Raw genomic sequence first — 14,413 nt, 5'->3', positions numbered from 1 at the left:
GCGCCCCGGGAGCCGATTGGTGGCGATGTCGCGTATCGATTGATTTCACCGCCGCGTATTTCCGCCGCCTTATTCGCGGCGTGCGCTTGGGGTTTCGCCTTCCCGTACTTGTAATTGCCACCGCTGTCGATTCTGTACGACCATAGTGTCCTAAATTAGTAAAGGTGTGCCCTGGCGGGCCGAGAGCGTCGGACCTGAACGTCGAGAGGCATGGACAAGCGACCGCATCTGGGGGAAAACCTCATAAGGGAGCGTTGACGGGGAGGCACCTTGACCGTGCTCGTGAGCACAGCGGATGGCAGGAGACTGGCGGTTGAGGAACGGGGGGCACCTGATGGCAGCCCGGTGTTCCTGCTGCACGGCACACCCGGGAGCAGGGTCGGCCCGGCTCCCCGGCCTCAGGTGCTTTACCGCCTGGGAGTCCGGCTCATCACTTTCGATCGGCCCGGTTATGGTCTTTCCGATCGGCTGAAGGGCCGCGCCATCGCGAGCATCGCCGCCGACGTCGCCGTCATCGCCGACGCCCTGGGCATCGGGCGGTTCGCGGTCGTCGGCCGGTCCGGTGGGGCTCCGCACGCGCTCGCCTGCGGCGCGCTGCTGCCCGACCGCATCACCAAAGTGGCCGCGCTGGTGGGCTTGGCCCCGCCGAAGGCCGAGGGGCTCGACTGGTTCGAGGGCATGGCGCCCTCCAACGTCCGCGAGTACACCATCGGCCAGGGCGGCATCGCCCCGGTCGCGGCCAGCCTGGCCGCCGCGGTGGCTCAGATCCGTGCCGACCCGGCCAGCAAGCTGCGCGGCCTGGCCACCGAGAACACCGCCACCGACCGCAGGACCATCGCCGACTTCGGCATTCGCACCATGCTGCTGGACAACTTCTCCGAGGCGCTCCGGGCGTCCGCGGACGGCTGGGTCGACGACATCGTGGCGTTCTGCTCCGACTGGTCCTTCGACCCCGCCCGGATCACCGTGCCCACCCTGGTGTGGCACGGTGAGCAGGACGTCTACGCCCCGGTCGGGCACGCCCGCTGGCTCGGCCGCCGGATCCCCGGCGCCATTCTGCGCATTGATCGCGGGACCGCGCACTTCGGCGCCCTCGACGTCCTGCCGGACGTGATGCTCTGGCTCATCCGGGAACAGAACAACTAGATCGGCTGGGGTTCCAGATCGCGGTTGATCCGTCGCCACAGCCGGAGCTCGTGGACGGTCGGATGCTCCTCGCCGAGTTTGTCCGACATCGCCTGCAGGGTCGCCACCTGCAGCTCCGTCGCCTCCTCGGACCGGCCCTGCTCCCGCAGCACGATGGCCAGGTCGCCGCGGCACACCATGGTGTCGGGATGCCGGTGGCCGAGCGTGTTCTCCAGGCCGGTCAGCGTCTCCCGCAGCATTGTCTCGGCCTCGGCCAGCCGCCCCAGATCCGCCAGGCAGTTGGCGACGTTGAGGGCGCACGACAGCGAGTACGGATGGTTCGGGCCCAGTTGCGCGCGGAACGCCCCCAGCGCCTCCTCGCCGGTCGCCAGCGCTTCCTTGGCCGCGCCGAGACAGCGCTGGTAGATCATGAGGTTATTGGCGGCCACCCGGGTGAACGGATGGGCCGCGCCGATCCGCTTGGCGTACTCCAGATAAGCGGCCTCGGCGACCAGCCGGGCCTGCTCCTTATTGCCCAGCGCGGACAGGCAGGAAGCGCGCTCCAAGTCAGCGGCGAGTGCTTCGGGAGAGGACGGGTAGTTGCGCTGGAAACGCTCCCAGACCCCTTGCGCGATGACCATCGCCTCTTGCTGCTCACCCGCTTTGCGGAGCGAGACCGCCAGGCTCTTGGACGCGCGCAGGGACTCGATGTAGTCGTCGCTGAACGCCTCCCGGTAGAGCTCCAGAGTGTCGCGCAGCTGGTTGATCGACTCGGTGTAGAAGCCCGCCTCGCGCAGGTCCCGCCCCAGGTTCTGGGCGGAGCCGAGGGTGTCCAGGTGCTTGGGGCCCTTGACCAGGCTGTTGCGGTCCAGCGTGTCCTCGTCCAGGTCCCTGGCGTTGAAGCAGTCACCGACCAGGCGGAACGACACCGCCAGGTTGTTGGCCGCCTTCAGCGTCATCTCGTAGTCCTCGCCGAACAGGTCCTTCCATCGTCCATAGGTGTCCCGGGCCAGGTCGAGCGCCTCGGCGAACCGCCCGGCCGCGCGCAGGTCGGCTGCCCGGCTGTTGGTGGTCTGCAGGGTGTGCGCATGGCTGGGCCCGAGCAGTTCGGTCTGCCGCTCGAGCACCCACTCGGTGAGCTGCATGGCCTCCTGCTCGCGGCCCAGCGAGCGCAGCGCGTTGGCGACCGCGAAGAGCATGTAGAGGCGCTGCCGTTCGACCTGGCCGAACTTCGGCTCCCAGAATTCGGCCAGCGTCTGGCCGAACTGGATCGCTTCGGTGTACTGGCCACGCAGCCACAGGTAGCGGACCCGCTCGGTGAGCAGCAGCCGGGTCGTCTCCTCCTGGACGCAGTTCTGCGCCTCGGACGGGACCAGGTGCGGCCAGATGATGTCATAAAGCGGCCAGTTTGCCGGGTTGTCCACCTCGCCCTTGCTCGGGCGGGCTCCGACCAGGATGTCGTGCACCAGGTGCGAGGTCGACTCGCGCTCCTCCTGAGTCATCTGGCTCTTGATCACGACCTGGACCAGGCGGTGCAGCTGGATGGAGTTGTTGCCCGGATCCACCTTGGCCAGCGCGAACCGGGTGATCTCCCGGATCAGCCGGGGCAGCATGGCCTTCTGGCCGTCCAGCATCGGATCCTCCGGCAGCGCCTTCATCATCTCATTGCTGTAGATGAGCTCCAGCGAGATCGGCTCCGCCGCGAAGAACGCGCACAGCTGGAGCATCCGCACCGCCGCGGGAGAACGCTCCTGCAGCTGGGTGAGGGACAGGTTCCAGGTCGTCGCCACCGGCATCGGGTAGCCCGCCGGCGGGTCGGTGGACAGGATCCGCGCGGTCTGCGAACGCAGTTCGTCGATGTACTTGCTGGCCGACACCCCGGTCTCCGCCAGCCAGGCGGCGGCCTGCTCGACGGCCAGCGGCAGGTGGCCGAGCTCCTCGGCGACGGCCAGCGCTTCGGCGGGGTTCAGCGTCTCCACCCGCCTGAGCATGTGCTCCAGGCTCTCCTGCTTGCTGAACACCTCCACCTCGAACGGGGTCGCGGTGGGCCCCCACGACTTGTTCCGCGAGGTCACCAGCACATGTCCGGGGCCGTCCGGCAGGTAGTCGAGGAGCTGATCGGGCTCCCGGGCGTTGTCGAAGATCAGCAACCAGCGGGCGTGCGGGCGGCCCAGCCGGAGCGCCTCAAGCGCCGCCTGGGCGGCCTCGACCACGTTCTCGCTGACCCGGATGTTGAGCTTGAGCGCCAGCTCGGCCAGGGCCGTGTTGATCAGTTCGGGCTGCTCGGCGGAGACCCACCAGACCAGGTCATAGTCGGCCCGGAACCGGTGCGCGTACTCTAGCGCGACCTGTGTCTTCCCTACCCCGCCGAGCCCGAACAGGGCCGCCACCTTCTGGGTGGACCCGGTGGACGGCGAGGCCCCCACCAGCTGGTCGCGCAGGCGCTCCAGCGCCGATCCGCGGCCGGTGAAGGAGATGTTCCGCAGGCCGACGTTCCAGATGGGCGGGATAAGGCCCGGATACCGGGACCCCAGCGGCGGGTGATCGGCCGGGTACTCGCTCGGGTTCCGGCCCGCCGCCCGCAGCACCGCGTCGGTCGCCTGCTGCTGGCTGAGCCGGTACAGGTCGACCGGCGGGCGGTCCGCGAACGACGCCGGCAGCCGTACGTCGGCGACCCGGAACGGGGTGATCTGGCGCGGGCCGCCGGTCAGGTCGGCGCTGATCGCCTGGGTCCAGTCCTCCAGCGGTTGCGCCGCGCGGGTGAACGACGGCGACAGCAGCACCATCACCCGGCTGGCCTGATCGATCGGGTCCGCCTGCCCGCTGTTGGGGGTGAGCGCCCTGGGCGTGACCCGGCAGCCCGCGTGCTCCAGCACCGAGGTCATCCAGTCCGCCCACATCCGGTCCTCGGGTGTGTAGCTGAGCACGATGTCGGCCGGGTCGACGGGCTGCCGCCGGGTGAACGTCTCCAGCCACCGGACCCGGACCGCCTCCTCCATCGGCGCCAGGGCGGTGACCTTGCCGTTGGTGATCGCGGCGGTCAGCCGCTCGTACGCGGCCAGCAGCGAGCTGGGCGAGCTGGGCGTGTCCCCGAACGTCGCCAGGGTCTCCTCGAAGGCGTAGAAACGCTTGTACGGAATCTCCACAGATCCCCAGTACTGGTTGCGCTCCTCGGCGTTCATGCCCTTCGGGAACTGCTCGAACATGGACCTGGCGAACTGGCGGCCCGCGTCCAGCTTCTCCTTCTCCCCGTCGTCGATCCGCATCGGCACCGGCAGGATCCGCACGTCCCGCTTGTGGTGCCGCTCGTCGATGTAGTGCGCGACCCTGGCGGCCCCCTCGATGCTCTGGTCGGTCATGGTGAAGCAGTCGACCAGCAGGTCGGGCAGCTGCAGCGTGCACACGTCGGCGATATCGCTCAACCCGGTCCTGCTGTCGATCAAGGTGTAGTCGTAGTTGCGCTTCATGTTGTCCCTGAGCGCGTCAAGGAACCGCCCGCCGCCCAGCTCACCGTAGAAGTTGTCCCAATTGAACCCGGACACCAGCGACGAATAGTTCCGGTTCTCCTGCCCCGCCGAGATGAAGTCCAGCGTGCCGACCCCGGGGAACTCCCAGGACAGCGAGGTCGCGTGCGGCAGCACCTGCGCGTAGGCCAGATGCAGATCGGGCCGCCGGTCCGCGTGCGGGTCCGACTTCTGCTTCTTCGCCTCGAAGGCGTAGTCGGTGATGATGTCGATCACGCCCGGCGTGGAGGTGACCACGTCCACGTCCATGAACGGGCGCAGGAACTTGTGTAACCCTGGAGATTCCAGGTCCCAGTCCATCACCAGCACGCGCAGACCCTGGCTGGCCAGCACCCAGGCGGTATTGGCCAGCGCCATCGTGCGCCCGGTGCCACCCTTGTACGAGTAGAAAGTGATGATCTGGCCGTCAGTGTCGTTCATTTCAGCCTCCTCCGGGGTCCATCAGCCTTGGTCGTTGGGTCATCGGCTCGACGGGGACGTCCGCCCCGATCGGGGGGATCACCAGGAACTGGTTGGTGGCCCGGCCGAGCGCGTCGGGCAGCGCGCGCCTGAACGCGGCGAAGGACGTGACCGTCTCGGTGTGCGGATCGGTGAGCCGCTCGCCGAGCACCTTCTCCAGCGCCTGGCGCAACTCCGGCTCCCGCTCCCGCGTCTGCTCGTCGTCCAGATTCCACGGCACGAGCACGCTCACCCAGCCCCGCCGCAGCTTGTCGAAGTCGCTGAGCGCGGTGAGGAAGCCCGCGTGCGTGACCGCCCACGGGTCGATGATCATCACGCTGGGGTGGTCGGCCTTCTCCGACTCGCGCAGATCCGGCAGGTGATCGGCCAGCGAGCCGATCCGCGCGCGGAAGCCGTGCGCGGCCGCGATATCCACCGCGTACGAGCACAGCGACCGCGCATTGTCCTCGCTCCGGTACGGATTCCACTCCTCGCAGGCCCGCCCGTAGTAGTACGCGGTGCGCTCGGGGGGTAATCGGGCCAGATCCGGGGCGACGATGGTCAGCCGGAGCAGGCGCTCCGCCTGGTGGTCCAGAAAGGCGCTCGGCAGCGATTCGAAATCCAGCCGATCCGACGGCCGGATCCAGGTGTTCTGCGCGGCGAAAACGATTCGGTTGGCCAGCTCCCAGGTGGCTATCTGATATTGCGTCCGCCGGGCCGCCAGCTTCGCCAGACCGTAAAAACCCTCCTCCCGGTAGCGGGCGCCCAGTTGTTCGTAGGAGAACTGGATCTCCTTCGCCGCGAGTGGCAGGCTTTCCGGCGCCATGGGCGTCCACAACGCCGGAATGATCGCCTCTGGCGCCTGCCCGTCCGGCCCCACATGGTTGCTCAGTCTTCGGGCGAACGCGGTCCATTCGCGGCCGCAGTTGAGGCTCTCGAAATAGCGCGGCGAGTAGAGCGGGACAAACACCCGGCAGGTGGCCAGCGCTTCCGCCAGCCGTTCCTGCCACAAGTGCCCGGACCGCAGGCCGATGTCCATGAAACCGGCCTGCGCCGGGTCGGTCAGGTTGGTGAGCTGCAGGATGTGTTCACACAGGTCGCTGAACAGCTTGGCCACCCACTTGTTGGCGCGCCGGTGCGGAACATGGGTGGGAGTGTGGGCATAGCTCAAGAAGAAATAGGGCCCCGGAGAAGTCGGTCGCTGATCCATCCGCCTCCCTTCTGGGTTTCCCTTATGGAAACACAGAAGGGGCGGTCCGGGGGGACCAGATCGGCCTGATTATTCCGGCGCGCGGTGCCGGCGCATCCAGGTGATCGCGAAATCCACGGCGGTGGTTAATGGAAAGAAGTGGGAACTGCCACGTCCGATCAGGCCCATTCTGGTGCTTCCGGTCGCGGTGAAAGCCGCGCCAAGCGCCGCGAAGTCGCCATCGTGCAGGGCGACATCCCGGTATTCCCGCCATCGAGGGCCTTCGCCGTCGTCTGTCACGCAACGATAGAGGCGGGTGGGCGGGTCGGGCCGGTGCCGGTATTCGGCGAGATGGAACGCGGTGCACACCTCGAAACCGACCCCGAGCAGCAGGACGTGCGCGCCGGCGTCGTAGAGCCGGGCCAGCGGGGAACGTTCGCCGTGATGGCAGTCCGGCGCGTGCGCGTCGGTCAGCTTCGCCGCCAGCGGGCCGATCGCGCTGTAGGAGGTCTGCGCGTGGCCGCTGCGGAGCGTTCCAGGCAGTGCCCAGATCTCCTCGGCGATCCGGCCCATCCGCCAGGGCGGCGTCGTGGCGGGATCGAAGGCGGGCATCGACCGCCGGAACGCGTCGGTCTCGGCCGCCGTCATGCTCGCGGTGGCCTCCCGGAAGCCCGGCGAGGTGTCGGAGTTGTTGGTGGTGAACGCGGGGGCCACCAGCGTGCCGTCCGGCCCCAGCACCCCGCGCAGTGCCGCCACCACCGCGGCCGCGCCGCCGGGGACGGGACCCAGGCGGCGCAGTGACGCGTGTACGAGCACGGTCTGTCCCGCGCGCAGGCCGAGCGCGCGCAGCCCGGCTCGCAACGCTGTCATCGAGTCCGGGCTTCGTACGCCTCCCGGTGGCGCCGCGCGGATTCCCGGGCGGCGGCCAGCGCCTCGGCGGGAACCTCCTCGGCGAGCCAGGGGGCGGCCGTCTCGCGCATCCGGGCGGTGAACCGCGCGCCCAGCTCGGTGAGGGCCCCGCTGTCCGCCAGCGTCTCGATGGCGGTGGCGGTGTGCTCCCGCCACTGGGCGAAGTGCCGGTGAGCAGTCGCGGGGTCGCTGGAGACATGCCGGTACCGCCGCCAGAAGTCGGTGACCGCGAGGTGGGCGTAGGTGCCCTGCAGGAGCCCTTCGATCGGGCGGGGGTCGTCTCGCCAGGGCGCGTAGAAGAGGCCGGTCTCGTGCTCGTCGTACAGGTCGAACATGTCCAGGATGGCGCCCAGCTTCACGTGCTGGAACTCGTGCACGATGAGCAGGGCCATGGTGGCGGCGTCGTGGGGCAGGGCCGCGGCGACCGCGCCGAAGGCGTGCCGCGCGGTCGAACTGACGTCCCGGCCGTCCGCCGCCGGGGCCAGCGGCATCAGGGCGGTCAGTCCGGCGCGCAGGCCCGGAGCGTACTCCGGCAGGTGGGTGGTGATGAACTCCCAGGCGGCGGCGTACCGCTCACGCCAGGCGGCGAACTCGGCGTCGGACAGCCGGGCGGCGGACGGCCACTGGTGGCAGCTGCGGTAGGGGTCGCAGTCCTCCAGCAGCACGCGGCGCTCGTCGTCGAGGAACCTGACCGGTTCCCATTCGCCTCTCGCCCCCGGGACGTCGACCGCCCCGCCGGTCACCGAGACCGTGGCGGTCGGGCCGCGCAGCGCGCCGCGGAACGTGCCCACGCCGGGCAGGTGGACCGCTCCATCGCTCACCTCGGCGGTGAAAGAACCGGTGAACGAGCCACTCGCACTGGCCGCGGCGGCGGCGATGTTGCCGAGGTAGTCGGGGCTGTTCTTGCCATCCAGCCGGTCCACCGCCCAGACCCGGACGTACGGGTGGGCGAGCACCTTGGCGACGGCGGCGGGTGCCCGCTCGTCCAGTTCGACCAAAGCGGCCCAGCTGTCTGGAGCACTTTCCCTGACCGCCGTGGCCAGCGACCGGCGCAGGCTGTTCTGGGCCTCGGCCAGATGCTGGATCTCCCGTTCGCCGCCGAATCCGCTTGCGAGCAGGTCGAGGGTGGCGGCCGTCAGTGAGTGATGGCTCATCGCGACGCTCTCCTTGATGTGGGTGATGAGCTTGAGCAGATCGTCGCAGTAGACGCTCGGATTCAGGAAGGACCCGGCGTGGAACCGATGCGGGTAGAGGCCCCCGCCGCAGGAACTCACGACCGGACACTGCTGGCACTTCTCGGCCAGCCCCGCCAGGCCGCGCTGCCGGGCCTGGACGCCGGGGTGCCGAGCGACCTCGTCCAGCGAGTCGTTGAAGACGTCGAAGCCGGTCGCGGGCGCGCCGTCGAAGGCGACCTTCAGCGAGTCCAGCTGCTCGTAGGAGCCGTCGGTGTCGATGACGACGAGGGTGCTCGGCTCCAGGCCTATCGCCTCGGTCATGCTGGGACGGCCGTACATGGTCGCGATCACGGAGTCGAACAGCCGGATGCCGAACGGGCGCCCGTCCTGTTCCCAGCGGTCGAAGATCTTGATCAGCCAGTCGGCGTACGCCACCGGCGACGGTCGCGGCGGGGGCTCCTCCCAGGTGGCGTGGGGGAGCAGGAAGTCGATCCTGGGCGGGTCCAGCTCGGCCAGGGCCTCGTAGACGGTGATCGGGTCGTTGGCCACGTCGATCGTGCAGAGCAGGCCGCTATACAGTTCCGGCCGGTTGCGCAGCAGCCGGATGCCGCGGATGACCTTGTCGAACGAGCTGTTGCCGTTGGCATACCGGCGGTGCCGGTCGTTCGCCGCGCGATCGCCGTCCAGCGAGACGCCGACGCTGACGCGGTGCTTGCCGAAGACATCCAGGTATGCCTGGTTCAGCAGCACGCCATTGGTGTGGACCTTGAAAGTGGCCTCGGTGACGCCTTCCAGCGCGCCGCGTAACGTGGTGAGGATGTCGTCCAGGCGGCGGGGCCCGGCCAGCAGCGGCTCGCCACCGTGCAGGATCACATCGATCCTGGGCAGGCGATGGCGAGTCGCGTGCTCGGCGATACGCGCGGCTACCCGTGCACAGGTGTCCGGACTAACGACCACTGGACGTCTTTGCCAGCTCTGATCCGCATGCTCATAAACGTAGCAATGGTCGCAGGCCAGATCGCATCGACTATGAACCTTAATTACGAATTGATCCAGTGGTATGGTGCGTCCGGTCATTCTGTCCGCCCCAGCTAAATTGAAGACTGAAACGCTGCCACTTTGACCGTCGGTCCGGTAGACTCGCTTTTGACCCGCTGTAGTGTGAGAGGGTCCAGCTGCAATTGTGCAAGCGAGACCCCCCGGTTGTCCGAGATGTTCGAGGCGAGCTCGCCGTGTTGACTTTCCATCGCTCCTGAACCCTTTCATCGGCTATGACGTGCCGGAACGCCCGCCGCCATGACGGCGCAACAGGCTAGTCTTGAACGGCGATGCTATCAGTTGATCGAGCCCGTTGGGGGCTTGTGTTTACCGACCTTAGCTAACTCTTTGTTACGCGGTGTACGGTTTGCCCTTTTTCGGTGTATGTCCTGTGCGGCTATTGGAATAATATTAAGCGAGGCTAATCGTTTATTTATCCAATAATGGCGCCGGACGTTACCGGCGCCGTGTCAAAGGAAGGCGGCCGGCCCGGAGTGTAGTCAGCCAAGGTCGCCGGAAACGCCGGCCTCTGGACCCAGCAGGTTATCCAGGACTTTGACCCCGAATTCGAGTCCCGCCACCGGAACCCGTTCGTCGACCCCGTGGAACATGCCGAAGTAGTCGAGTTCCGGCGGCAGCAGCAGCGGCGTGAACCCATAGCCGCGGATTCCGATCCGGGCGAAGGATTTCGCGTCCGTCCCGCCGCTCATCACATAAGGAACCGGACGCGCCCGCGGATCCTCCCGCCGCAGCGCCGCGCAGAGCTCGTCGAACAGCCCGTGCACGGGCGCCGACGGCGCCTCCTCCAGATTCAGGAACTCCCGGGTGATCTTCGGCCCCATCAGCCGGTCGATCGTGTCCAGATACTCCTGCTGCGAGCCGGGCAGGAACCGCCCGTCCACGTGCGCCTCCGCCTTGCCGGGGATCGAGTTCACCTTGTCCCCCGCGCGGAGCATGGTCGGGTTGGCCGAATTGCGGATCACACCCTTGAACAGCGCGGAAGCCGCCGGCGGAAGGTGGCGGATCTCGGCGTCCAGGGCGTTGAGGTCGATCGGGGTGCCGAGCGCCTCCGCCAGTCCCTCGATCAGGGCGGCCACCTCCGGGGTGAGGTGGATGGGCCAGGTGTAGTCGGCCAGGCGGGTCAGCGCCCGGGCCAGTTCGGCCACCGGGTTGTCGACGGGCGGTTTGGAGCCGTGGCCGGCCACGCCACGCGCGGTGAACTTCATCCACGCGGTGCCGCGCTCAGCGACTGCCACCGGGTAGATCCTGGCCCCCTCGGCGGTGATGGTGAAGCCTCCCGACTCGCTGATCGCCTCCGTGCAGCCGTCGAAGAGCTCGCGATGGTTCTCGACGGCGTAGCGGGAGCCGTACGCGCCGGTGGACTCCTCGTCGGCGAGGAAGGCGAGGATCAGGTCGCGGCGGGGGCGCACGCCGCGCCTGGCCCAGTCGCGGACCAGGGTCAGGGTCATCGCCAGGCTGCCCTTCATGTCGACCGCGCCCCGGCCGTGCACGCAGCCGCCGTCGATCTCGCCGGAGAACGGGTGGCGTTTCCATTCGGCCGGGTCGGCGGGGACCACGTCCAGGTGCCCATGGACGAGCAGCGCGTCGGGGGAGTCGCCGGGAACGCGGGCGACCACGCTGGTCCGGCGGGGGGCCGACTCGATCAGCACCGGCTCGATGCCCGCCTCGGCGAGCAGGCCGGCCACGTGTTCGGCGGCGAGGCGTTCGCCCGGGCCGGGGTTGGTGGTGTCGATGCGGATCAACTGCGAGCAGATCTCGGCTACCTCGGTCATCGTGCCCTGTCCATGAGTCGTGGGTTCTCCGTCCCATCGTGTCGGATCATGGACGAACGGTGGTTCACAAATGGGTCTTGCCGGTGTGAGGAGTTGGAGTAAGGCTCGAAGTTGACCTCGGGGGGCCGCGCGAGAAGGAAGGCGCCCCATGACCGAAGTCTCCTCGACCCGTCCCCTAGGCGTCAGCCGTCCGGATCTGGCCGTCACCGACCTGCCCACCCCGGAGGAGGTGTTCAAGGTCTCCCGGATCGGGCCGAAGGAACTGATCAAGTTCGCCGTCGGCCCGAGCCTGATCGCGCTCGGCATCTCCATCGGCAGCGGCGAGTGGCTGCTCGGCCCGCAGGCCGTCGGCCAGTACGGCTTCATCGGCGTCGGCTGGGTGATCACCATCTCGGCCCTGCTGCAGACCTCCGCGGGCCAGGGCGTGTACGCGCTGGTGCACGGCGAGGTTCGGCCAGCGGCGTGACCTTCCCCGACGACGAGGAACGTGCCCACGTTCGTGGCGGCGGCCCTCGGCGACGAGTACGGCCGGGGCATGTTCTACCTGATCCTCATCCTCGGCGTGCTCATCCTGTTCTCCACCCAGCTGGGGATCTTCGAGGCCATGGTCCGGGTCACCACCGACGCCGCCCACGGCACCAGCACCCGCCTGCGCACCCTCATCGAGGGCGACCCGCGCCGCTTCTACTACCCGTTCATGCTGGTCCTGCTCGTGATCATCGCCGTGGTGCTGCACCTGGCGCTGCCGGTCAGCCTGGTGCAGTGGTCGGCCAACATGTCCAACCTGGGCGCGCTCATCTACCCGTTCCTGCTGATGTACCTCAACAGCAGGCTGCCGAAGGCGGCCCGGCCGCGCTGGTACCACCACCTGATCCTGGTGCTCAACTTCCTCTTCTTCGGCTTCTTCTTCGTCAACTTCATCGCCGACTTCGTGGGCGACCCGCTCGTCACGTTTTAGGTAGGGGTGTACTCATGTGCCGGTGGCCTGGCCGGGCCAGGCTGCCGGCATGGGAGACAACCTGCTCGTGTACGTCCCCGGCCTGGACGGCGACCCTTCACCGGCCGCCCGGCTGGCCGCGGACCTGGGGGAGTCGTGGCGGGCCGAGGTGTCCCCGGTCCGGGTCCGGCCGTGGAGCAACCGTTCCGCGGCCGCGCTCGCCCGGGAGCTGAGCGCGTGGATCGCCGGTGTGTGGGCGGAGATGGGGGGACTCGGGCGGATCATCCTGGTCGGGCATAGCGTGGGCGGGCTGCTGCTCCGGCACGCGTACCTGATCGCCCAGGGAGACGACGACAGCAGGGAGATGAAGGCCTGGGCCCAGCGGGTGAGCCGGATGGTGCTGCTGGCGGCCCCGAACCGGGGCGTCGAGGCGCGCCGGCTGTCGTTCACCGGCCGGACCATGGCGGAGTTGCGGCGCGGGGCGCCGTACCTGACGGATCTGCGGCTGCGGTGGCTGGACCACTTCGACCGGGCCGGCGACCGGATCCAGGTCGTCCAGTTGCTCGGCACCCTCGACACCGTGGTCACCCGGGACGACAGCCTGGACGTCGAGCAGTTCGGCAACGCGCGGCACGTCACCGTCCCCGGCGCCGAACACCACACGCTGCCGCGCAGCCACCGGCTGCTCTGGGCGGCGGTCGCCGGTCCGGTCCGGCCGACGACGCCGCTGCTGACCGTCGAACCCAGGACGGTGGTGTTCCTGAGCCGCTCCCGCGACCGGACCTGGCAGGCCCTGCGGCAGGCCCTGGCCGGGCGGGCCGACGTCAGGACCGTGCCCGCGCGCGCCTTCCTCGACGAGTACGGCCAGGTCTACGCCCGCCACCGGCACGGCGCCATCCACTTCGCCGGGCACGGCGACGGCGCGCGCGTGCTCGGGCAGGCCGTCGCCGCCGTACCCGCGATCATGTTCGGGAACGTCTACCTGGCCGGGTCCAGGCTGCCGCCCGGCTTCCCGTGGAGCCGGGCCATCGAAAGGGAACAGATCGGGCGGGTGCGCGACGACGGGAACCTGGCCGTAGACCAGGTTCCCGAGGTCGCGTCCTACCTGCTAGAGGTACAGGCCGATGCCGCCGACCGGCTCCGGCTCGATGGGCGCGCGGCCAGAACGTAGCGCGAACAGCTCGGCCAGCGTCGCCCCCGCCGGGCCGATGCCCTCGCTGGTGCCCAGCCAGGCCGTCGCCTCCTCGCTGTCCATCCGTCCCACCTCGATCTGGGCCAGGCAGCGGCCCGGCCGGACCACGGCGGGGTGCAGCCGGGCCAGATCCTCGTTCGTGGTGATCGCCACCAGCACGTCACGCCCCTGGCCGAGCAGGCCGTCGGTGAGGTTGAGCAGCCGCGACAGGCCCTGTCCCGTGGACGCCTTGGCCTCGGCGTGGATCAGCTCGTCACAGTCCTCCAGCACCAGCAGCCGCCACTTGCCCTCCCCGTGATCCGGGCACTCGCAGCCGACCGCGACCTCCATCAGGTAGCCGGGATCGTTGAACAGCCGCTCCGGGTCCAGCACGCAGTCGACCTGGCACCAGGTGGCCCACTCCCGGGCCAGCGTGCGCAGCAGCGTCGTCTTGCCCGTCCCCGGCGGGCCGTGCAACAGCAGCAGCCGGCCGTTCACGTCGTCCGGGCGCGTCGCCATCAGCTGGTCGAGCCGCCCGGTGGCGGCCCGCGGATAATTCGCCCGTACGGTGTCCCACGGCGACGTCGTGATCTTCTTCCCCGACCGGCGGCGCCCGTGCTCGCTCATCCACCAGAACCCCATGGACACCACGTCCGCGTCCTTCGGCGCCTCCTCCTCGGCGTCCTTGACGACCTCGTCCACGATCGCCACCGCGAGTTCCTCGCTGACCGCCGTCACCGCGATCGTCGCCGACTGGTTGGTGAACCGCACCACCCGCAGCGTCCACCCCTCGCCCCCGTACAGCCGGGCGTCCGGCCCGTCCACGGCCGACGCCGACCGCAGCAACCGCCCACGCGAAGCCGTCAGCGGCGCGTCCACGCGGATCCGGTCAATCGTGACCGTCCGGGCCCAGGGCTGCTCCCCCGTGGCGAACGGCGACAACGCCAGCGCGTCGATCACATCGGCCGGGCTGTCGCTGTCATCGATCCACACCTTCATCGCCAGCGGCTCCGGCGGCGCGGAGAACTGAACCTCCTTCACCACATTGGTCATACCCTCCATGATCCTCACCCGGGCCGCTGATTGTCGACGCATTTTCCGTCACAGCCGATGC

General features: G+C 68.9%; 10 protein-coding genes. 4 read left to right on the top strand and 6 right to left on the bottom strand.

Annotation, left to right across the window (positions count from 1 at the left end; all coding sequences use genetic code 11):
* Positions 1–276 precede the first annotated feature (276 nt).
* Positions 277–1,146: an alpha/beta fold hydrolase gene (locus Amac_RS11015; protein WP_246268260.1), complete on the top strand. Its 870-nt coding sequence runs from the start codon at positions 277–279 to the stop codon at positions 1,144–1,146.
* Here the strand turns inward: Amac_RS11015 and fxsT are convergent.
* The 5 genes from fxsT to Amac_RS10990 form a co-directional block, all read right to left on the bottom strand.
* Positions 1,143–5,069 carry an FxSxx-COOH system tetratricopeptide repeat protein gene (fxsT, locus tag Amac_RS11010; RefSeq protein WP_155354231.1) on the bottom strand — a complete coding sequence of 1,309 codons (3,927 nt, stop codon included), beginning with the start codon at positions 5,067–5,069 and terminating at the stop codon, positions 1,143–1,145. The genes Amac_RS11015 and fxsT overlap by 4 nt on opposite strands.
* A gap of 1 nt (position 5,070) precedes the next feature.
* Positions 5,071–6,258 (bottom strand): TIR-like protein FxsC, encoded by a 1,188-nt coding sequence (locus Amac_RS11005; RefSeq protein WP_170322431.1) that lies wholly within the window; start codon positions 6,256–6,258, stop codon positions 5,071–5,073.
* A gap of 108 nt (positions 6,259–6,366) precedes the next feature.
* On the bottom strand, positions 6,367–7,146 hold the full coding sequence (locus tag Amac_RS11000) for an AAC(3) family N-acetyltransferase (protein ID WP_246268245.1): 780 nt from the start codon (positions 7,144–7,146) through the stop codon (positions 6,367–6,369).
* Positions 7,143–9,437 carry an FxsB family cyclophane-forming radical SAM/SPASM peptide maturase gene (locus tag Amac_RS10995; RefSeq protein ID WP_155354229.1) on the bottom strand — a complete coding sequence of 765 codons (2,295 nt, stop codon included), beginning with the start codon at positions 9,435–9,437 and terminating at the stop codon, positions 7,143–7,145. Before Amac_RS10995 ends, Amac_RS11000 begins: the two co-directional genes overlap by 4 nt.
* A 461-nt stretch (positions 9,438–9,898) precedes the next feature.
* Positions 9,899–11,191: a M20/M25/M40 family metallo-hydrolase gene (locus Amac_RS10990; protein ID WP_155354228.1), complete on the bottom strand. Its 1,293-nt coding sequence runs from the start codon at positions 11,189–11,191 to the stop codon at positions 9,899–9,901.
* Positions 11,192–11,339: 148 nt separating this feature from the next.
* Here Amac_RS10990 and Amac_RS54785 point away from each other — a divergent pair, with 148 nt between their 5' ends.
* The 3 genes from Amac_RS54785 to Amac_RS10980 are packed head-to-tail and all read left to right on the top strand — an operon-like array spanning position 11,340 to position 13,299.
* Positions 11,340–11,657, top strand: a complete 318-nt coding sequence (locus Amac_RS54785) for a hypothetical protein (protein WP_218041008.1) — start codon at positions 11,340–11,342, stop codon at positions 11,655–11,657.
* A gap of 21 nt (positions 11,658–11,678) precedes the next feature.
* Complete coding sequence (locus Amac_RS54780) at positions 11,679–12,149, top strand: hypothetical protein (protein WP_218041007.1); 471 nt, start codon at positions 11,679–11,681, stop codon at positions 12,147–12,149.
* Positions 12,150–12,198: 49 nt separating this feature from the next.
* Positions 12,199–13,299 (top strand): lipase family alpha/beta hydrolase, encoded by a 1,101-nt coding sequence (locus tag Amac_RS10980; RefSeq protein WP_155354227.1) that lies wholly within the window; start codon positions 12,199–12,201, stop codon positions 13,297–13,299.
* Here the strand turns inward: Amac_RS10980 and Amac_RS10975 are convergent.
* The gene (locus tag Amac_RS10975) at positions 13,237–14,352 is read right to left on the bottom strand and encodes a DUF5925 domain-containing protein (RefSeq protein WP_246268244.1); all 1,116 of its coding nucleotides are present in this window, start codon (positions 14,350–14,352) and stop codon (positions 13,237–13,239) included. The genes Amac_RS10980 and Amac_RS10975 overlap by 63 nt on opposite strands.
* Positions 14,353–14,413: the final 61 nt, after the last annotated feature.

It is taken from the genome of Acrocarpospora macrocephala, from assembly GCF_009687865.1.
Classification (GTDB): Bacteria; Actinomycetota; Actinomycetes; order Streptosporangiales; family Streptosporangiaceae; genus Acrocarpospora; species Acrocarpospora macrocephala.
This window is presented reverse-complemented; position numbering and strand designations above follow the sequence as displayed.

Bases quoted from the DNA above. Each gene is read 5' to 3' on its own strand.
- Amac_RS10975 (WP_246268244.1), bottom strand. From the start codon at position 14,352: ATGACCAATGTGGTGAAGGAGGTTCAGTTCTCCGCGCCGCCGGAGCCG.
- Amac_RS10990 (WP_155354228.1), bottom strand. From the start codon at position 11,191: ATGACCGAGGTAGCCGAGATCTGCTCGCAGTTGATCCGCATCGACACC.
- Amac_RS10980 (WP_155354227.1), top strand. From the start codon at position 12,199: ATGGGAGACAACCTGCTCGTGTACGTCCCCGGCCTGGACGGCGACCCT.
- fxsT (WP_155354231.1), bottom strand. From the start codon at position 5,069: ATGAACGACACTGACGGCCAGATCATCACTTTCTACTCGTACAAGGGT.
- Amac_RS54785 (WP_218041008.1), top strand. From the start codon at position 11,340: ATGACCGAAGTCTCCTCGACCCGTCCCCTAGGCGTCAGCCGTCCGGAT.
- Amac_RS10995 (WP_155354229.1), bottom strand. From the start codon at position 9,437: ATGACCGGACGCACCATACCACTGGATCAATTCGTAATTAAGGTTCAT.
- Amac_RS11000 (WP_246268245.1), bottom strand. From the start codon at position 7,146: ATGACAGCGTTGCGAGCCGGGCTGCGCGCGCTCGGCCTGCGCGCGGGA.